We start from the raw sequence: 19,126 nt of genomic DNA on the forward strand, positions 1-19,126 counted from the left end.
GGAAAAACTCAGTAATTCAAACAACTGTTTGAATTCTGGTGGTCTAATCCGGGGCCATGAGTTTTGGCGCCCATTTCATTCCCGCAGCCCAGCGCACCGCCCGCAGTGACGGCGAGGACACCCGCGCACGCCTGCTGCAGGCAGCCCTTCAGCTGTTCTCTGAAAAGGGCTTTGCCCAGACCTCGGTGCGCGCCATTGCCGAGGCTGCCAGCACCAACGTCGCGGCCATCGCTTACCACTTTGGCGACAAGGCGCAGCTGTACACCGCCACGTTCTACGAGCCCTTTGGCAGCAGCAGCGACCTGATCCCGGTGTTTGCCGATCCGGCCCTGAATCTGGAGGCTGCGCTGCGCAGCTACTTCAGCGGGTTTTTGGAGCCGCTCAAGCACGACGACCTCGTGACCCAGTCGCTGCGCCTGCATGTGCGCGAACTGCTTGACCCCACCCACGTGTGGCCCGAGCTCATCGAGCGCGAATGCCGCGCGCCCCACCTGGCATTGGTGCAGGTGCTGTGCCGCCACATGGACGTGGCCGAGGTGGACGATGACATGCACCGGCTCGCCTTCTCGCTGGCGGGCTTGATCATGCAGCTGTGGACACAGCGCGACCCGCTGCAAGTCATAGCGCCCCAGCTTGCCGACTCCAGCGCCGTGGACCAGTGGGTAGAACGCCTCACGGGCTACGCGCTGAGCATGGTGCTCGGCGAGATCACCCGGCGGCGGGCCACACCCCGGCCCGCACGCCGGACCCCACGGACTTCGCACAAGGAATCCAAAGCATGACCCTGAACTCCACCCGATTCTTCTGGGCGGCCTTTTTGCCCCTGGCCTTGGGCGCCTGTGCCGTGACGGCACCGCCCCCGCAGGTGCCGACAACGCCGCCCGTGGCGTGGCAGGCACCCTTGCCCCACCAGGGCTCGCTGGGGGACCTGGCGCGCTGGTGGACGCAGCTCGGGGACCCGCTGCTGGTGGAGCTGATCGATGCCGCACAAGCCATCAGCCCCGGCGTGGCGCAGGCCCAGTCGCGCATTGCGCAGGCCCGTGCCACGCAGGTCACGAGCCGGGCCGCGCTGCTGCCGGCGCTCGACGGCCAGGCCAACGCCAGCCGCGGCTTCAATGAACAGTTGGCCGGCATCGCTACCACGGCACAGGCGGGGCTGCAGGCCAGCTGGGAGATCGATCTTTTTGGCGCGAACCGGGCCACCAAGGCCGCGGCCGATCAACGGCTGGCCGGAGCCCAGGCGTTGTGGCACGAGGCGCGCGTGAGTGTGGCAGCCGAGGTGGCGCTGCAGACCAGCAGCCTGCGCACCTGCCTTGAACAGTTGCGCGTGGCTGAGCGTGACGCGCAATCGCGCGGTGAGACCTCGCGCCTGTCGGACTTGAGCGAGCGTGCGGGCTTTACCGCACCCGCCACCGCAGCGTTGGCCCGCGCCAGTGCCGCCGAAGCGCAGGCCCGCGCGTCGCAGCAGCGCATGCAGTGCGATGTGGAGACCAAGACCCTGGTGGCCCTCACAGGCTGGGAAGAGCCCGCACTGCGCGCACGTCTGACGGCGCCCGCGGCCGCGGCGCCCGACACCCTGTTCAGCATTGCGTCCCTGCCCGCGCAGGTGTTGGCTCAGCGCCCCGACGTCTACAACGCCGAGCGCGAAGTGGCAGCCGCCAGTGCCGACGTCGGCAGCGCGCAGGCGCAGCGCTACCCGCGCCTGTCGCTCAGCGGATCGGTGGGCACGGCCTGGGTGCGCAGCGGGGGTGTGACGACCGACCTGAACACCTGGACCATCGGCCCGCTGGCACTGACTGTGCCGCTGTTCGACGGTGGCCGGCGCGGCGCGCAGGTGGATGCAGCGCAGGCACGTTATGACGAGGCTGCGGCGCTGTACCGCGCCAAGGTGCGACAGGCGGTGAGCGAAGTCGAGCAGGCGCTGGTGCGGCTGCAGAGCACGGCCGAGCGCAACACCAGCGCACGCGTGGCTGCGGGCGGCTACCGCGCGTCGTTCGACGCTACCGAAGCGCGCTGGCGCGGCGGCCTTGCCAGTCTGGTGGAGCTGGAAGACGCCCGGCGCACCTCGCTGGCGGCCGAGAACGCGCTGATTGCGCTGCAGCACGAGCGCCAGGCCGCCTGGGTTTCGCTGTACCGCGCAGCCGGCGGCGGATGGGACGGGCAAAGCACCACCACGACGGCAACTTCCACTTCTGCTGCGGCCACCGCCGCACGCTGATATGACGGGGTCGGGCCGATCGCCCGCCCTATTTTCCTGACACCGACTGGATGAACGGATCGACCATGAAGACGCGACATTTCAAGCTCTCTCCCACCGCCCTCGCCGTGATCGCTGCCTGCGTGCTGGCCACCGGTGGCGCCCTGGTTTTCTCGGGCGCATCGCGCGCCGCCGATGAACCCAAGGCCAACCAGCCGCGCCCCGCGCTCACGGTGAGCACGGCCCAGCCGCAGCGCACGTCCGTGCCCCTGCGCCTGGCGGCCAACGGCAACGTGGCCGCGTGGCAGGAGGCGAGCATCGGCGCCGAGAGCAATGGCCTGCGGCTGACCGATGTGCGCGTGAACGTGGGCGACGTGGTCAAGGCCGGCCAGGTGCTGGCCACCTTCTCGGCCGAGACCGTGCAGGCCGACGTGGCGCAGATGCGCGCGAGCCTGCTGGAAGCGCAGGCCAACGCGGCCGAAGCCGCGGCCAATGCCGACCGGGCCCGCTCGCTGCAAACCACCGGCGCTTTAAGCCAGCAGCAGATCCAGCAATACACCACGGCCGAGAAGACCGCGCAGGCCCGCGTGGAGGCTGCGCGTGCCACGCTCAACGCGCAGCAACTGCGCCTGAAATACACGCAGGTGGTGGCGCCCGACAGCGGCATCATCTCGGCCCGCACCGCCACCGTGGGTGCGGTGGTGGGCGCAGGCACCGAGCTGTTTCGCATGGTGCGCAAGGGTCGGCTGGAGTGGCGTGCCGAGGTCACCTCGACCGAGCTGCGCCGCATCCAGCCGGGTGCCAAGGTCAGCGTGACGGCCGCCAGCGGCGCCGCGGCCGAAGGCACGGTGCGCATGATTGCGCCGACGGTCGACCCGCAGACGCGCAATGCGCTGGTGTACGTGGACCTGCCCGCTCAGAGCGATTTCCGCGCCGGCATGTTTGCGCGCGGCGACTTCGCGCTGGGCGCGAGCGAGGCGCTCACCGTGCCGCAAGAGGCGCTGGTGGTGCGCGATGGTTTCTCGTACGTGTTTGTCGTGGGCGCTGAGCAGCGCGTGCAGATGCGCAAGGTGCAGACCGGCCGCCGCGTGGCCGACCGGGTCGAGGTGTTGTCGGGCCTGGACGCCAACGCTTCGGTGGCGGTGCGCGGCGCGGGCTTCTTGAACGACGGCGACCTGGTGCGGGTGGCGAACACGCCGGCTCCGACCGCGGCTCCCGCGGCCAGCAGCACCACGTCCCAGTTGCCGGATTTCAAGCAAAAAATGGCTTTAGCGCTTGTAGATAAAGCGTTTGCAGCTATCAATTAAGGAGCATTCCACATGAATGTATCCACCTGGTCCATCAAGAACCCGATCCCGGCCTTGATGCTGTTTGTGCTGCTGACCTTCGGCGGCCTGCTGTCCTTCAACGCCATGAAGGTGCAGAACTTCCCGGACATCGACCTGCCCACGATCTCGGTGACCGTGGCGCTGCCCGGCGCCTCGCCCGCGCAGCTTGAAAACGACGTGGCGCGCAAGATCGAGAACAGCATCGCCACGCTGCAGGACCTAAAGCACATCTACACCAAGGTGCAGGACGGCGGCGCCACCATCACGGCCGAGTTCCGGCTTGAAAAGCCCACGCAGGAGGCGCTGGACGATGTGCGCTCCGCCGTGGCCCGCGTGCGCGGCGATCTGCCGGGTGACGTGCGTGACCCCATCGTGACCAAGATGGACCTGGCCGCCCAGCCGGTGCTGGCGTTCACCATTGCCTCGACCCGCATGGACGACGAGGCGCTGTCGTGGTTTGTCGACGACACCGTGGCCAAGAAGCTGCTGGCCGTGCGCGGCGTGGGTGCGGTCAACCGCGTCGGCGGCGTGCAGCGCCAGGTCCATGTGGCGCTCGACCCGGTGAAGCTGCAGGCGCTCAACGCCTCGGCGGCCGACATATCGCGCCAGCTGCGCCTGGTGCAGACGGAAAGCGCCGGCGGCCGCACCGACCTGGGCGGCAGCGAGCAGCCCGTGCGCACGCTGGCCACCGTGCAGTCGGCGCAGGAGCTGGCGGACCTCACGCTGTCCCTGTCGGACGGCCGCCATGTGCGGCTCGACCAAGTGGCGACGGTGACGGACACGATTGCCGAACCGCGCGCGCTGGCCCTGCTCAACGGCAAGCCCGTGGTGGGCTTTGAGGTGGCGCGCAGCAAGGGCGCGAGCGAGATCGAAGTCGGCGGCGCGGTGCAGGCTGCACTCAAGGACCTGCGCGCCCAGCACCCCGACCTCGAGATCACCGAGGCCTTCAACTTCGTGCAGCCCGTGCAGGAGGAATACGACGGCTCCATGCACCTGCTCTATGAAGGCGCGCTGCTGGCCGTGCTGGTGGTGTGGCTGTTCCTGCGCGACTGGCGTGCCACGTTTGTCTCGGCTGTGGCGCTGCCGCTGTCGGTGATCCCGGCGTTCATCGGCATGCACCTGCTGGGCTTTTCCATCAACGTGATCACGCTGCTGGCGATGTCGCTGGTGGTGGGCATCCTGGTGGACGATGCCATCGTGGAGGTGGAGAACATCGTGCGCCACCTGCGCATGGGCAAGACGCCCTACCAGGCGGCCATGGAGGCGGCGGACGAGATTGGCCTGGCGGTGGTTGCCACCACGTTCACGCTGATTGCGGTGTTCTTGCCAACGGCGTTCATGAGCGGCATCGCCGGCAAGTTCTTTAAGCAGTTCGGCTGGACGGCGTCGCTCGCGGTGTTTGCCAGCCTGGTGGTGGCACGGGTGCTCACGCCCATGATGGCGGCGTACATCTTGAAGCCCATCGTGGACGACCACAAGGACCCGCGCTGGATGACGGTGTACCTGCGCTGGGCGGCATGGTGCGTCAAGCACCGCTGGATCACCTTCATCGCGACGGCAGCGTTTTTCATCGGCTCGCTGGCGCTGATCCCACTGCTGCCCACCGGCTTCATTCCACCGGACGACAACTCGCAAACCCAGGTGTACCTGGAGCTGCCGCCCGGCGCCACGCTGGCGCAAACCCGGGCCGTGTCCGAAGACGCGCGTGCGCGCATCGCCAAGGTCGAGCACGTGCAGAGCGTCTACACCACCATCGGCGGGGGCTCGGCGGGGGCCGACCCCTTCATGGGCGGCGCGGGCGCAGAGACGCGCAAGGCGACGCTCACCATCTTGCTGGCCGAGCGCGGCGACCGGCCGCGCAAGCAGGGCATTGAGAACAAGATCCGCAGCGCGCTGGAAACGCTGCCGGGCGTGCGCAGCAAGGTCGGCCTGGGCGGATCGGGCGAGAAATACGTGCTGGTGCTCACGGGCGATGACCCGCAGGCGCTGACCACGGCGGCGCTGGCGGTCGAGAAAGACCTGCGCACCATTCCCGGCCTGGGCAGCGTGGCTTCCACTGCCAGCCTGGTGCGCTCCGAAATCGCGGTGCGCCCCGACTTTGCGCGCGCCGCCGACCTGGGCGTGACCAGCAGCGCCATCGCTGAGACTTTGCGCATCGCCACCGTGGGCGACTACGACGTGTCGCTGCCCAAGCTCAACCTGGCCTCGCGCCAGGTGCCTATCGTGGTCAAGCTTGACGACGATGCGCGCCAGGACCTGTCGCTGCTCGAGCGCCTGGCGGTGCCGGGCAGCAAGGGCCCGGTGATGCTCGGCCAGGTGGCCACGCTGGAGTTCAGCGGTGGCCCCGCCGTGGTGGACCGCTACGACCGCGCCCGCAACGTGAACTTCGAGATCGAGCTCTCGGGCCAGCCGCTGGGCGACGTGACCAAGGCCGTCGAGGAGCTGCCCTCCATCAAGAACCTGCCGCCCGGCGTGCGCCAGATCACGATTGGCGACGCCGAAATGATGGGCGAGCTGTTTGCCAGCTTTGGTTTGGCCATGCTGACTGGCGTGCTGTGCATCTACATCGTGCTGGTGCTGCTGTTCAAGGACTTCCTGCACCCGGTGACCATCCTGGCGGCACTGCCGCTGTCGCTGGGCGGGGCGTTCGTGGGCCTGCTGATCGCGCAAAAGAGTTTTTCGATGCCTTCGCTCATCGGGCTGATCATGCTGATGGGCATTGCCACCAAGAACTCCATCCTGCTGGTCGAATACGCGATCCTGGCGCGGCGCGAGCACGGCATGACGCGCTTCGAGGCGCTGATCGACGCGTGCCACAAACGCGCGCGGCCGATCATCATGACCACGCTGGCCATGGGGGCGGGCATGATGCCGATTGCGCTGGGGATTGGCGCGGCCGACTCGAGTTTCCGCTCGCCCATGGCGGTGGCGGTGATTGGTGGTTTGATCACCTCAACGCTGCTGAGCCTGCTCGTCATTCCCGCCGTGTTCACGGGGGTGGACGATGTCGGCCAGTGGTTTGGGCGCACGCTGCGCCGGCTGCGGGGCGCCCACCATGAGCACCCGCCTGCGGTGCCGCAGACACCGCCACCGGCGCAGTGACGGTGATTGCGCTGCCTGACGGAGTTCCTTTCGGCAGAAAAGCCGGGAAATCACCCGGCAGGCAGACGCTTTGGCTGCGGGTAGGCGTTAGATAATGTAACGAGCACCATGAACCTCGTCAGCCTCGACATCGAATCCATCCAGCTGGGCCAACCGCTGCCGTTTGTGCTGCGGGGCTCGGATGGGGTGTTGCTGGCGCAAAAGGGCTACGTCATCCGCACCCGCGAAGAGTTAGCCACGATGGTCGCCCGGGGACGCCAGCTGTGTGTGGACACCGACGAATCGGGCGGCAGCCACCGGGCTTACCTGGCGCAGCTGCAGCGCATGCTGATGGCGGACACCAACTTGGGCGAGATCGCCGCCATGAAGATGACGGCCGCCGAGGACCCGGCCAGCCGCGGCCGGGGCGGCCGGGCACTGCCCGACTGGCCCGAGTTGCAGTTGCGCGCCACCCAGGTGTTGCGCGCGCCCTCGCCCACCGACTTTGGCGGGCGCTTCCAGTCGCTGCACGACGAACTGGCCCGCCATTGCGAACACATACCCGATGCCACGCTGCTCGGGCTGGTTTATTTGTCGACGCAAGAGACGCGCATGTACAGCGCCACCCACGCCATGCTGGTCAGTTGTGTGTGCATGGTCGTCGCGCGCGAGATGCTGCACTGGCCTGCCGCGCGCGTGCAGCAGCTGGGGCATGCGGCGCTCAGCATGAACATCTCCATGACGGAGCTGCAGGACCAGCTGGCCCAGCAGACCCATCCGCTCACGGCCCAGCAAATCTCCGCGGTCGAGGACCATGCCGCCCGGTCCGAAGCGCTGCTCCGCACGCTGGGCGTGGCCGACCCGCTGTGGCTGGAGGCGGTGCGCTGCCACCACCACCGCTCCCCCGGCCCGCTGGCCAAAAAGACCGAGGCCCAGCAAATGGCGCGGCTGCTGCAGCGCGCCGACATCTTTGGCGCCCGCCTGGCACCGCGCGCTGCCCGCCTGCCCATGCCCGTCACGGCCGCCATGCAGGCCAGCTATTACGACGAGGACCACCAGGTGGACGAAGCTGGCTCCGCCCTCGTCAAGACCCTGGGGGTGTATCCCCCGGGTGCCTTTGTGCGGCTGGCGAGCCAGGAGGTGGGCGTGGTCGTGCGCCGGGGCACCACGGCCACCACCCCACGCGTGGCGGTGGTGACCAACCGCGAAGGCATGCCCACGGGGGAGCCCATTCCGCGCGACACCGGCATGCCGCCCTGGAAAGTTACCGGTGTGGTGGCTTTCAAGGACGTGCGCGTCAAGCTTTCGCTCGATCGCCTGCTGGGCCTGAGCCTCAGCTAGGCGCGTCGCGCTGCCGGCTGCAACACCCGCACGCCCGCTCTCGCTCTCGCCCGCCAACGGGCATCCCCCGTGGACCGCTCGACGCCGATGCGCCGCTTAGCAGCGCGTGTCGGCAGATACCTCCAGCGTTGCGCACGGCAGCGCGACGCTCCCCACACCTTTTCAGCGGTTCGCCGCCGCCCAGCCCGGCCGCCTGCTCCGGGCCGTCGTGCGTCAACCCCCCGCCGCCTGTCCAAAAAAACATGAATCCAAAGTACTGCGCGCAACGTATACCGATCAGTACAAATAAAAACTCATGTGGACAAAAAATAATGAAACGGTTAAATTGGCGCTGAACCCCCACGCTGGATGTCCGATGAAAACGCTCTCCCGCCGACTCTTTCCCGCTGCGAGCCTCGTGCTTGCCGTGGCCCTTGCGCCCGCGGCCTGGGCGCAGCAGCCGCCAGCGGCGCAGGCGGCCAGCTGCCCGGCCACGCTGCAGCACACCGTCCTTCGGCTGCAAGATGAAAAGCCGCAGTCGCTGTGCCAGTACAGCGGCAAGGTGGTGCTGGTGGTCAACACCGCCAGCTTCTGTGGCTTTACCGGACAGTACAAAGGACTGGAAGAGCTGTACGCCCGCTACAAGGACAAAGGTCTGGTGGTGCTGGGCTTCCCCTCCAACGATTTCTCGCAAGAGACCGGAAGCAACCAGCAGATTGCGGATTTCTGCGAGAACACCTTCGGCGTCAAATTTCCGATGTTCGCCAAGACCAGCGTGAAGGGCGCGGACGCCTCGCCCTTGTTCCGACAACTCACCGAGCTGTCAGGCACGGCACCCCGCTGGAACTTCCACAAATACCTGCTAGCGCGTGACGGCAAGCTGGTCGACCAGTACTCCAGCCTCACCGCCCCCGACAACAAGGGGCTGGTGCGCGCCATCGAGCAGCAACTTGCTGTTGCCCCAGCACGCTGATTGCAATGATTTCTTTACGTTTCTTTAAAAAAAATGCAGCGAAGGGCTGGAACTTCGCCGGCGGGCCCTCACTCTATTTACGGCGCAACGCAATTGCGCACCGTTCAGTTTTAGTGTTGCGAAGCCTTTCGGTCCCCCGGGTTCCGACTGACCTCCTGGAGCGCTTCTCCTCCCTCCCTCTCTTATTCGTTTCGGGACGCTTCGCAACCTTTTTATTCCATGAACCGGCCAGAGGGAGCCGGCCATGAAGATCGCCATCATTGGCTCCGGCATCTCCGGGCTTTCCGTCGCGCACCGGCTGCGCGGCCAGGCGGACATCACCCTCTATGAGGCAGGCGACTACTTCGGCGGCCACACCCACACGGTGGACGTGACGCTGCCCGATGCGTCAGGCAGGCCCGTGAAGCACGGCGTGGACACCGGCTTCCTGGTGTTCAACGAGCGCACCTACCCGCACCTGATCCAGCTGCTGGCCGACCTGGGTGTCGAGACGGCCCAATCGGACATGTCGTTCTCGGTGCAGGTGCCGGGCGCTCTGGGCGGGCGCGCGCTGGAGTGGAGCGGCACCAACCTCAGCACCGTGTTTGCCCAGCGCAGCAACCTGCTCAACCCCCGCTTCTTGGGCATGCTGCGCGACCTGCTGCGTTTCAACAAGCTGTGCACCCGCATTGCACAGGCGCAGGCTGAGGCCGCGCTGATGCAGCCCCTGGGCGACTTCTTGCGCGAGCACCGCTTTGGCGACGCCTTCCGCGACTGGTACTTTTTGCCCATGCTCGGCTGCATCTGGAGCTGCCCCACCGACCAGATGCTCAAGTTCCCCGTGGCCACCATGATCCGGTTTTGCCACAACCATGGGCTTATCCAGGTGAGCAACCGCCCGCAGTGGTGGACGGTGGCCGGTGGCGCGCGCCACTACGTGGACAAGATCGTGGCGGGCATGACCGACAAGCGCCTGTCCACCCCCGTGCGCCGCGTCGAGCGCGATGCGGCCGGCGTGCGTGTGGTCACCCACGGCGCGGTAGAGCACTTCGACCAGGTGGTGCTGGCCACCCATTCCGACCAGTCGCTCGCGCTGCTGGGCCAGCCCACCACGCAGGAGCGTGCCGTGCTGGGCTCGATCCGCTACCAGGCCAACCGCGCCGTGCTGCACACCGACACCTCGGTGCTGCCCGCGCGCCGCGCCGCCTGGGCAGCGTGGAACTACGAACGCGCCCCACAGCGCAGCCGCGAGTCGGCCCGCGTGTGCCTGCACTACCTCATCAACCAGCTGCAGCCCGTGCCATTTGCGCAGCCGGTGGTGGTGTCGCTCAACCCGGTGCGCGACATTGCGCCCGAACATGTGATCGGCAGCTACGAATACGCCCACCCCGTGTTCGACATGGCCGCCATCCGCGCCCAGCAGCAACTCTCGCGGATCCAGGGGCGCGAGCGCACCTGGTACTGCGGCGCCTGGACGGGCTACGGCTTTCACGAAGACGGTCTCAAATCGGGCCTGGCTGTGGCCGCGCAATTGCTCGCGGCCGTCCCCGCACCGTTGGCGGAGGCCGCGTGAGCCACGCCGCTGCGCTTGGTATTCCGACCTCGCCCCTGATCGGCTTCGGTCAGGTGCGCCACACCCGGCTGCGCCCGCAGCGGCACGCGTTTGCCTACCCTACGTTCTTCCTGATGCTGCCGCTGACTCACCTGGCCGCAGCACCGGGCGCGCTGGCCGTCAACCGCCGCGGTCTCATCAGCTTTCATGACGCCGACCACGGCGATGGCCGCAGCGCCGCCGAGGGCGGGGCGCTGGCCTGGGTGCGCGAGTTGCTGCGCGCCGAGGGCATTGCCGATGCGGACGGAGAGGTCTGGCTGCACTGCTATCCGCGCGTGCTGGGCTACACCTTCAAACCCGTCAGCTTCTGGTATTGCCACCGCGCCGACGGCAGCCTGCGCGCCATCGTGGTGGAGGTGAACAACACTTTCGGGGAGCGCCATTGCTATCTGCTGGACGCGCCACGCTACGGCGTCGAACAACAGGCGCGCAAGGTGTTCCACGTGTCGCCGTTCTGCGAGGTCAGTGGCGACTACCGCTTTCGTTTTCTGCGCACGGCGGCCACTGGCGCCACTGGTGCTGATGCATCTGCCGACGCACCCGCAAATGTTGTGGGCCGCACCGTGGTGCGCATCGACCACGACGACGCGGCCGGCCCGCTGCTGCAGACCAGCGTGAGCGGCAGCCTGTACGCCGTCACCCCCGAAACCCTGCGCCGCGCGCTGTGGGGCTACCCGGCCATGACGCTGGCCATCATCGCGCGCATCCACTGGCAGGCCTTGCGCCTGTGGCTCAAGCGCGTGCGTTTTCACACCAAGCCCGAGGCGCCCGCCTCGCCCGTGACCCGTTGACCCATGCCCGACGAGACCGCCATGAACACGACCACGACCACCAGCGCCCCCCACCTGCGCACGACCCTGCCCGCCGGCATACCGGCTGCCGCGCGCACTGCGCTGCGGCTGCTGCAGGGGCTGCAACACGGCAACCTCACGGTGCAGCTGCCCGACGGCACGCTGCAGCACTTTGGCCAGGGCGGCGGGCTCTCGGCGGCCATCACGCTCAAGAACTGGAACGTGTGCAGCGCCGCGCTCAAGTCGGGCGACATCGGCTTTGCCGAAAGCTACATCGCGGGCGACTGGACCACACCGCACCTCACGGACCTGATCAAGCTCTTCATCGCCAACCGCCAGCAGGTGGAAGGCGTGATCTACGGCAGCTGGGCCGGCCGTTTGCTGTACCGCATCAAGCACCTGCTCAACCGCAACACGCGCGCCAACAGCCAGAAGAACATCCACGCGCACTACGACCTGGGCAACGCGTTCTACGAGCTGTGGCTGGACGACACGATGAACTACTCGTCGGCGTGGTTTGAGGGCAATGCGGCCGGCGACATGCGCATGGCGCAGCACGCCAAGGTGCGCCGGGCGCTGCAGCAAGCAGGGGTCAAACCGGGCGACCGCGTGCTCGAAATCGGCTGCGGCTGGGGCGCGCTGGCCGAGATGGCGGCGACCGAATTCGGCGCCTCGCTCACGGGCGTGACGCTCTCGACCGAACAGCTGGCGTTTGCCCAACGGCGCATGGCGCAGCACGGTGTGGGCGGCCAGGGTGCGGCGGCCCCACAGGTGGGCGCCGCCGGCAAGGGCGTCACCTGCGAGCTGCGGCTGCAGGACTACCGCGATATCCATGACGCGCCGTTTGATGCGATCTGCTCCATCGAAATGGTCGAAGCCGTGGGCCGCGAGTACTGGCCGACGTATTTCCAGTCCATCCACCGCCTGCTCAAAACCGGTGGCAAGGCCTGCATCCAGAGCATCGTCATCGACGACAGCTTGTTTGATCGCTACATCAGCTCCACCGACTTCATCCAGCAGTACATCTTTCCGGGCGGCTGCCTGCCCTGCCCGCGCGAGTTCCGCCGCGAAGCCGCGGCCGCGGGCCTGCGCGTGGTGGACGAGTTCGCGTTTGGCCAGGACTACGCCGAAACGCTGCGGCGCTGGCGCGAGCGGTTTCTGTCGCAGCGCGCGCAGATCCTGCAGCTCGGGTTTGACGAGCGCTTCATGCACATCTGGGAGTTCTACCTTGCGTACTGCGAAGCCGCCTTTGCGATGCGCAACATCGATCTGGTGCAGTACACGCTGGTCAAGGACTGACGCGGTGGCGTTTGCCAGGGCACATCATGAATGCTATTAAAAAGATAGCTATCAGCGCTTGTCTAATAAGCGCTGGAGCCGGTTTTTGCTCAAATTTTGCCGCTGCGCAGGAGCCTGAAGCCAGCGGGCCTCTGGCCGGTGCGCGGATGGTCGGCCAGGGCACGCTGCGTTTCCTGGGCTTTGATGTCTACCGCGCGCGGCTGTGGGCAGCGCCGGGCTTTGAAGCTGCCGACTACGCCGCCCACCCGCTGGCGCTGGAGCTGACCTACCACCGCAGCTTCACGGCCGAGGCGATTGCCAAGCGCTCGCTGGAGGAAATGCGCCGCGTCGGCAGCTTCACGCCCGAGCAGGCCGCGCGCTGGCAACAGGCGCTGCAGGCCGCGCTGCCCGACGTGAAGCCCGGCGACCGCCTGCTGGGTGTGTACCGGCCCGGTGCCGGTGCGGTGTTCCGCATGGGCGGGCGCGTGGTGGGCGAAGTGCCGGATGCCGAGTTCGCGCGCCTGTTCTTCGGCATCTGGCTGTCACCGCAGACGTCGGAGCCCGCGCTGCGCCAGGCGCTGATCGCCCCGCCGCGCAGCGCAGCAGGGTCGCCGCCATGACCGCGCCCCCCCCGCAGCCACTCGGCGCCCGCCAGGGTCTCGCCTATGGGCTGCTGGGACTGCCGCTCGCTTTTGTGGCGCTGCCGCTGTATGTGCTGCTGCCCAACCACTACGCGCGTGAGTTCGGCATGTCGCTGGCCACGCTGGGCGCGCTGCTGCTGGCGGCGCGGCTCCTCGATGCCGTGTCCGACCCGCTGCTGGGCCGGCTGTCGGACCACTTGTTTTCCCGCTCCGCCCGCGCCGTTCTGGGAGTGGGCGCGGTGTCAGCCTGCGTGATGGCGCTGGGGCTGGTGGGCCTGTTTTTTCCGCCGGTGCAAGGGACCGGCGCGCTCGCTGCCTGGGCCTTCGCGGCCCTGGTGGTCACTTACCTCGCGTACAGCCAACTGGGCATTGCGCACCAGTCCTGGGGCGCCCGCCTGGGCGGTGACGAGCTGCAGCGCAGCCGCATCGTGGCGTGGCGCGAAGGTGCCGCACTGGTCGGCGTGGTGCTGGCGTCGCTGCTGCCCGCGCTGGCGGGGCTGCCGGCCATGCTGGGGGTGTTTGCGCTGGCGCTGGGCCTGGGCTGGTGGGCCTGGAGTCGGGCGCCACGGCCTGCGGCACACAGCGCCGCCATGGCGGGGCAACCGGTGGGGCCCGCAGCGCATGTGGCGCTCTGGCATCCGTGGCGGCGCCCGGCGTTTCGCCGGCTGCTGGCGGTGTTTGTTCTCAACGGCATCGCCAGCGCCATCCCGGCCACGCTGGTGCTGTTCTTTATTCAAGACCGGCTGCAGGCCCCGCCCGCACAGGAGCCGCTGTTTCTCGGCATCTATTTCGTGTGCGCCGCGCTGTCGATCCCGCTGTGGCTGCGGGCCGTGGCGCGTTTTGGCCTGGGCCGCACCTGGCTGGCCGGCATGGTGCTGGCCATTGCCGCGTTCTCTGGCACGGCCGGGCTGGGCGCGGGGGATGTGTGGCCGTTTGCGCTGGTGTGCGCGCTCTCGGGCGTGGCACTGGGCACCGACCTGGCCCTGCCCAGCGCGCTGCTGGCCGGCGTGATCGCGGCCGAAGGCGACAGCGGCCGGCACGAAGGCGCGTACTTCGGCTGGTGGAACCTCGCCACCAAACTCAATCTGGCCCTGGCCGCCGGCCTGGCGCTGCCGCTGCTCGGCGGGCTGGGCTACACACCTGGCACGCGCAGCGAGGCCGGCCTGCAGACGCTGAGCGTGGCCTATGCGGTGCTGCCCTGCGCGCTCAAGCTGCTGGCCGCCACCGCGCTGTATGCCCTGATATTGCGCCGTCCCCGGGCTGGCGCAGCCCTTCCCCTGCGAGGTACCCCATGACACTGAACCGACGCCACATCCTCGCCGCCGCCGTGGCCAGCCCCGCGCTGTTGGCAGGCTGCGCGAACCAGAACCTTGCGGGCTACGCGAGCGAAAAGCCCGTGCTCGACCTGGCGCGCTACTTCAACGGCACCATCGACGCGCACGGCATCTTCCAGGACCGCAGCGGTCAGATCGTCAAACGCTTCACCGTGGTGATGGTGTGCACCTGGGCGGGCGACCAGGGCGTGCTGGACGAAGCCTTCACCTATTCGGACGGCAGCACGCAGCGGCGCGTCTGGCGCCTCACGCGCCACGCCGACGGGCGCTACACCGGCACGGCCGATGACGTGATCGGCGAGGCCGTCGGACAGACACAGGGCAATGCCTTTCGCTGGAACTACACGCTGGCACTGCCAGTGGACGGCACGGTCTACCACGTGCAGCTGGACGACTGGATGTACCTCATGGACGACCGCGTGATGCTCAACCGCGCCACCATGAGCAAGTTCGGCGTGCGCCTGGGTGAGATCACCCTGTCGTTTACCAAGCGCGCCCCATGAGGCTGAACCCTCCCCAGCGCGATTGGCACGGCCGGCGGGCCTGGCTCATCGGCGCCTCCAGCGGCATCGGGCGGGCCACGGCTTCTGCGCTGTACGCCCGGGGGGCGCGCGTGGTGGTGTCCGCGCGCGATGCACACGCGCTGCAGGACTTTGTGCACGCCCACCCCGGCAGCGAGGCGCGGCCGATGGATGTCTCCGCCCCAGACCAGGTGCAAGAGACCGCGGCGCAGGTGTTGGCAGGCGGGGAGCTTGACCTGGTGTGTTACTGCGCCGGCACCTACCGCGAGATGCGCGCCACCGAGTTCGACCTGGCCGACATGCTGCGCCACCAGCAGACCAACTACACCGGCGTGCTCCACGTGCTGGCCGCCGTGTTGCCCGCCATGCTGGCCGCGGCGGGGCGCGGCCAGCCGGGGCACTTGAGCCTCATCAGCAGCGTGGCCGGTTTTCGGGGCCTGCCCAAGAGCCTGGCCTACGGGCCCACCAAGGCGGCGCTTATCAACCTGGCCGAGGCGCTGTACCTGGACTTGCACGATGTGGGCATGGGCGTGAGCCTGATCAACCCTGGTTTCGTGTCTACCCCGCTCACTGCCGGCAACAACTTCCGCATGCCCGCCCTCATCACGCCGGAGGCGGCCGCGGCAGCCATCCTGCAGGGGTGGGACGAAGGCCGGTTCGACATCCACTTCCCCAAGCGCTTCACGCGGGTCATGAAACTGCTGCGCGTGTTGCCGTATCGGTGGTACTTTCCGGCGGTCCGCCGCTTCACAGGTTTGTGAGTCCCATGCAGTTCCCCGATCCCGTCCTTTCCACCGAAGACGCCGTCACGCGCGTGGTGGCGTTCTTCGAACAGCTGTCGCCTGCCGACGTGGCGGCCCTGGGGGACATCTACGCACCACTGGCGCGCTTCAAGGACCCGTTCAACGATGTTCAGGGCATCACCGCCATCCAGGGCATTTTTGCCCACATGTTCGAGGCGCTGGAGCAGCCGCGGTTTGTGGTCACCGGCCGCGTGGTGCAGGGGCCGCAGTGTTTCCTGACCTGGGATTTTCTGTTCGCCTTCAAGAGTTTTGACAAAGGCGTGACCCAGACGGTGCGCGGCGCGTCGCACCTGGTGCTGGACGATCAAGGCAAGGTCACGCTGCACCGGGACTATTGGGATGCGGCCGAAGAGCTGTACGAAAAACTGCCCTTGGTGGGCGGGCTGATGCGCTGGCTCAAGAGGCGCGCCGCCCGTTGATCCTGGCTGCGTGGATCAGGCCACGGCTTTGATCCGCGGGTGCCCCGGCAGCGGCACCGCGCGCTGCAGCACACCTTCTGCCAGCCACAAGGCGCTGTTCCACGCGCGCTGCGCCACAAACGGCAGCGGCAGCTGCTGGTAGTCGTCATTGAAGACCTCAAAGCTGTAGTCGCCTTGGTAGCCCATGCCGTCGAGCGTGCGCACCAGCTCGGCCAAGGCCTGGCTGTGCACTCCCTCGCCGGGAAACACGCGGAAGTGCCGTGCGGTGTCGATGCGCTCCTGCACGGTGCGCGTCTCTTGCCACATGAAGTCCGACAGCTGCACCAGGTAGATCTTCTCCGGGTCCACGTCGCCCAGCGCCGACAGCGGCGTGCTGGTGGCGAACTGGTGGTACGAGTCGATGGCCAGGCCGAGGTTGGGGCAGTCGGCCTGCTCGACCGCGGCCCAGGCCTGGTGCACCTCGTTGATGTGCCGGCCCCAGGACAAACCTTCAAAAGCGATGCGAATGCCGTGGGGCAGTGCCAGCAGCGCCAACTTGCGCAGGTCGCGCGCAATGGCGTCGGCGTCTGCCGTGGCGTGGGACGAGGTCGAGCTGCAGGCCAGCAGCACCGGCGCGCCCAGGTCGCGCGCCATCAAAATCATCTGCTTGGCAATGTCCACCTTGTAGCTGTGCAGGTGGCCCGACAGGCCCTCGAAGTCACGCAGCACCTGAAAACCCGTGACGCGCAGCCCGCTGCTGCGCACCGCATGCACGGCGGCTTCGATGCCCTCTGGGTGGCCCACGATGTCGCGCGCGGCCAGCATGATCTGGCCAAAACCTGCGGCCTTGATGGCGGCGAGCTTGGCCTCCAGCGGCCCGGCCAGGCTGATGGTGTCCATGCCGAAATCGGCGACGTTGCGTTGCATGGTGGATGTGCGCATGGCAGGCTCCGGGGGGCAGAGGGTCGGCGGATCAGCGGGCGTCCAGCACCAGCTCGAAGCTGGGCGCGCCGGCCTGCGCCCGCGTGAGCGCGCCGCGTGCCTCGGTGTGCACACCGGTGGGCGACTCCACGAAGTCCACGCCGCGTGCGCGCAGCGCAGTCACGGTGGCCAGCACATCGGGCGTGCCAAAGGCCACGCGCTGCAGCAGCTCCTCGGGGTCGGCATCCAGGGCATCCACCAGCGGCTCGATGAGCTGCCAGTGCAGCGTGCCGCAGGGGCTGGCCAGTATGCGGCCATGCGTGAGCACGCCGAAGGATTTGTCCGGGGACAGCTCGGCGAACCCGAAGAGCTCGCCGTAGAAGTGCGTCCAGTCTTGCGCGCGGCCCAGACCGATGTACTGCACCACGCCGAACAGGTGCAGTCCCTGCAGGGAGGGCGGGTGGGGCTCCACCGTGGGGATGGGCACAAAGTCCACGTCGTAGATCGAAAAGTCTTCCCAGCGGTCTACAAAATAGATGCGGCTCGCGCCCACGCCATGGATGGCGGGGATGTTCAGCTCCATCACCTCGACCTCGGTGTGCACCGCCCAGGCGCCCAGGTCGAGCACACGGCGGTACGCGGCGGCAGCGTTGCCCACGCGGAAGGCCACGGCGGTGATCACCGGGTTCTCCGTCAAGGCCGCGGGTGCGTGCACGCCCGAGCGCTCCTCGTCCTGGTGCGCGTTCACGATGATGTTCATGCCGCCCTGGCGGTACAGCAGCACCTCGCGCGAGCGGTGGCGTGCCACGGGCTTGAAGCCCATGCGTTCGAGCGCCTGGCCCAGCGCCTGCGGGCGGCTGGTGGCGTATTCGATGAACTCGACGCCCTGCAGGCCCAGGGGGTTGGGCAGCTCGCCCAGCGCTTCGCGCGCGGCCATCATCGGGGTGCTCATGGGTTCAGCTCCTTGGGGTTGCAGCGGCCAGGCACGCTCAGCGGGCGCTGACGAGCCGGCGGAAGTGGGCGTCCATGCGCGTGGCGTCCGGCGCTTCGCCCGTGAACAGCTCGAACGCGCCCACGGCCTGGCCCACGGCCATGCCGCCACCGTCCGAGACCCGGCAGCCCAGCGCGCGCGCCGCTTTGACCAGGGCGGTCTCGAGCGGGAAGTACACGACCTCAGATACCCACATCGCCGGGCGCAGCAGGCCCACGTCCAGGGGCAGTCCCGGCAGCTTGTCCATGCCCGTGGGGGTGGCGTGGATGAGGCCGCTGGCCTGGGCCATGGCGGCACTGAGGTCCGCTGCGTGCGCGCGGTCGCCGTACAGCGCATTCACATCGGCCGCCAGTTGCGCGGCGCGTTCGGGCTGGGCATCGACGATGCTCAGCTGCTGTGCGCCCAGGCGCAGCACCGCATGGGCGATGGCCGCGCCGGCGCCGCCCGCGCCCAGCAGCACCACGTGCGACAGGTCTGCGCGGGGCAACGCACGGGTGAAACCCCAGGCCCAGCCGGAGCCGTCGGTGTTGTGGCCCACCAGCTTGCCGTCACGCACCACGACGGTGTTCACCGCGCCCATGGCCTGGGCCTCTTCAGACAGGCTGTCCAGGTGCGGGATCACGGCCTGCTTGCAGGGGTAGGTCACGTTGCAGCCCGCGTAGCCCATGATGCGCGCGGCGGACAGCAGCGTGGGCAGCTGCGCAGGCGACGAGGCCGAGCGGTCCAGGTCGATGAGCTGGTAGTGCAGGCGCATGCCGTGGTGCTGCGCCTCTTCTTCATGCAGCGCTGGCGACAGCGATTTCTGGATGCCGGCGCCGATCAGCCCGATCAGCACCTTGCGGGGGCTTGTGGTCGGCATGGTGGTCTCGAAGTGCGCAGTCGGGGGATCGGGGAGCAGGGTGCTCATGGGGCAAGGAGGTGGGCGCGCCGCGGGGGCAGCGCGCCGGGTGGGGAAGGT

At 68.1% G+C, this 19,126-nt stretch carries 17 protein-coding genes; 14 read left to right on the forward strand and 3 right to left on the reverse strand.

The window, feature by feature from the left end:
- Positions 1–56: 56 nt before the first annotated feature.
- The 14 genes from ACSQ3Q_RS24130 to ACSQ3Q_RS24195 all read left to right on the forward strand — a co-directional run bounded on the left by ACSQ3Q_RS24130 (position 57) and on the right by ACSQ3Q_RS24195 (position 16,277).
- Complete coding sequence (locus tag ACSQ3Q_RS24130; protein ID WP_436136833.1) at positions 57–782, forward strand: TetR/AcrR family transcriptional regulator; 726 nt, start codon at positions 57–59, stop codon at positions 780–782.
- Positions 779–2,218 carry an efflux transporter outer membrane subunit gene (locus tag ACSQ3Q_RS24135; RefSeq protein WP_436136834.1) on the forward strand — a complete coding sequence of 480 codons (1,440 nt, stop codon included), beginning with the start codon at positions 779–781 and terminating at the stop codon, positions 2,216–2,218. Before ACSQ3Q_RS24130 ends, ACSQ3Q_RS24135 begins: the two co-directional genes overlap by 4 nt.
- A 65-nt stretch (positions 2,219–2,283) precedes the next feature.
- Complete coding sequence (locus ACSQ3Q_RS24140; protein WP_436136835.1) at positions 2,284–3,504, forward strand: efflux RND transporter periplasmic adaptor subunit; 1,221 nt, start codon at positions 2,284–2,286, stop codon at positions 3,502–3,504.
- A 12-nt stretch (positions 3,505–3,516) separates the two neighbouring features.
- Entirely contained in the window at positions 3,517–6,627 is a 3,111-nt protein-coding gene (locus tag ACSQ3Q_RS24145; protein ID WP_436136836.1) for an efflux RND transporter permease subunit, read from the forward strand.
- A 108-nt stretch (positions 6,628–6,735) separates the two neighbouring features.
- Positions 6,736–7,947: an HD-GYP domain-containing protein gene (locus ACSQ3Q_RS24150; RefSeq protein WP_436136837.1), complete on the forward strand. Its 1,212-nt coding sequence runs from the start codon at positions 6,736–6,738 to the stop codon at positions 7,945–7,947.
- A 355-nt stretch (positions 7,948–8,302) separates the two neighbouring features.
- Positions 8,303–8,899, forward strand: a complete 597-nt coding sequence (locus ACSQ3Q_RS24155; RefSeq protein WP_436136838.1) for a glutathione peroxidase — start codon at positions 8,303–8,305, stop codon at positions 8,897–8,899.
- A 244-nt stretch (positions 8,900–9,143) separates the two neighbouring features.
- On the forward strand, positions 9,144–10,451 hold the full coding sequence (locus ACSQ3Q_RS24160) for an NAD(P)/FAD-dependent oxidoreductase (RefSeq protein WP_436136839.1): 1,308 nt from the start codon (positions 9,144–9,146) through the stop codon (positions 10,449–10,451).
- Complete coding sequence (locus ACSQ3Q_RS24165) at positions 10,448–11,281, forward strand: DUF1365 domain-containing protein (protein WP_436136840.1); 834 nt, start codon at positions 10,448–10,450, stop codon at positions 11,279–11,281. Before ACSQ3Q_RS24160 ends, ACSQ3Q_RS24165 begins: the two co-directional genes overlap by 4 nt.
- 21 nt (positions 11,282–11,302) lie before the next feature.
- Entirely contained in the window at positions 11,303–12,580 is a 1,278-nt protein-coding gene (locus tag ACSQ3Q_RS24170) for a class I SAM-dependent methyltransferase (protein WP_436136841.1), read from the forward strand.
- 26 nt (positions 12,581–12,606) lie between these two features.
- Positions 12,607–13,179: a chalcone isomerase family protein gene (locus ACSQ3Q_RS24175; RefSeq protein ID WP_436136842.1), complete on the forward strand. Its 573-nt coding sequence runs from the start codon at positions 12,607–12,609 to the stop codon at positions 13,177–13,179.
- Positions 13,176–14,495, forward strand: coding sequence for an MFS transporter (locus ACSQ3Q_RS24180; RefSeq protein ID WP_436136843.1), 1,320 nt, complete (start codon positions 13,176–13,178; stop codon positions 14,493–14,495). The genes ACSQ3Q_RS24175 and ACSQ3Q_RS24180 overlap by 4 nt, the downstream gene beginning before the upstream one ends.
- Positions 14,492–15,037 (forward strand): DUF3833 family protein, encoded by a 546-nt coding sequence (locus tag ACSQ3Q_RS24185; RefSeq protein WP_436136844.1) that lies wholly within the window; start codon positions 14,492–14,494, stop codon positions 15,035–15,037. Before ACSQ3Q_RS24180 ends, ACSQ3Q_RS24185 begins: the two co-directional genes overlap by 4 nt.
- On the forward strand, positions 15,034–15,816 hold the full coding sequence (locus ACSQ3Q_RS24190; RefSeq protein ID WP_436136845.1) for an SDR family NAD(P)-dependent oxidoreductase: 783 nt from the start codon (positions 15,034–15,036) through the stop codon (positions 15,814–15,816). The genes ACSQ3Q_RS24185 and ACSQ3Q_RS24190 overlap by 4 nt, the downstream gene beginning before the upstream one ends.
- A gap of 5 nt (positions 15,817–15,821) precedes the next feature.
- Complete coding sequence (locus ACSQ3Q_RS24195; RefSeq protein ID WP_436136846.1) at positions 15,822–16,277, forward strand: nuclear transport factor 2 family protein; 456 nt, start codon at positions 15,822–15,824, stop codon at positions 16,275–16,277.
- A gap of 15 nt (positions 16,278–16,292) precedes the next feature.
- Here ACSQ3Q_RS24195 and ACSQ3Q_RS24200 read toward each other — a convergent pair whose 3' ends face one another.
- From ACSQ3Q_RS24200 to ACSQ3Q_RS24210, 3 genes are read right to left on the reverse strand one after another with little or no spacing between them, the layout of a single operon-like run.
- Entirely contained in the window at positions 16,293–17,198 is a 906-nt protein-coding gene (locus ACSQ3Q_RS24200) for a sugar phosphate isomerase/epimerase family protein (RefSeq protein WP_436136847.1), read from the reverse strand.
- A gap of 31 nt (positions 17,199–17,229) precedes the next feature.
- Positions 17,230–18,129 (reverse strand): 4-hydroxyphenylpyruvate dioxygenase, encoded by a 900-nt coding sequence (locus ACSQ3Q_RS24205; protein WP_436136848.1) that lies wholly within the window; start codon positions 18,127–18,129, stop codon positions 17,230–17,232.
- Between the two features lie 37 nt (positions 18,130–18,166).
- The gene (locus ACSQ3Q_RS24210) at positions 18,167–19,075 is read right to left on the reverse strand and encodes a shikimate dehydrogenase (protein WP_436136849.1); all 909 of its coding nucleotides are present in this window, start codon (positions 19,073–19,075) and stop codon (positions 18,167–18,169) included.
- Between the last annotated feature and the right edge of the window lie 51 nt (positions 19,076–19,126).

Source organism: Acidovorax sp. LjRoot129 (assembly GCF_964253765.1).
Taxonomy (GTDB): Bacteria; Pseudomonadota; Gammaproteobacteria; order Burkholderiales; family Burkholderiaceae_C; genus Acidovorax.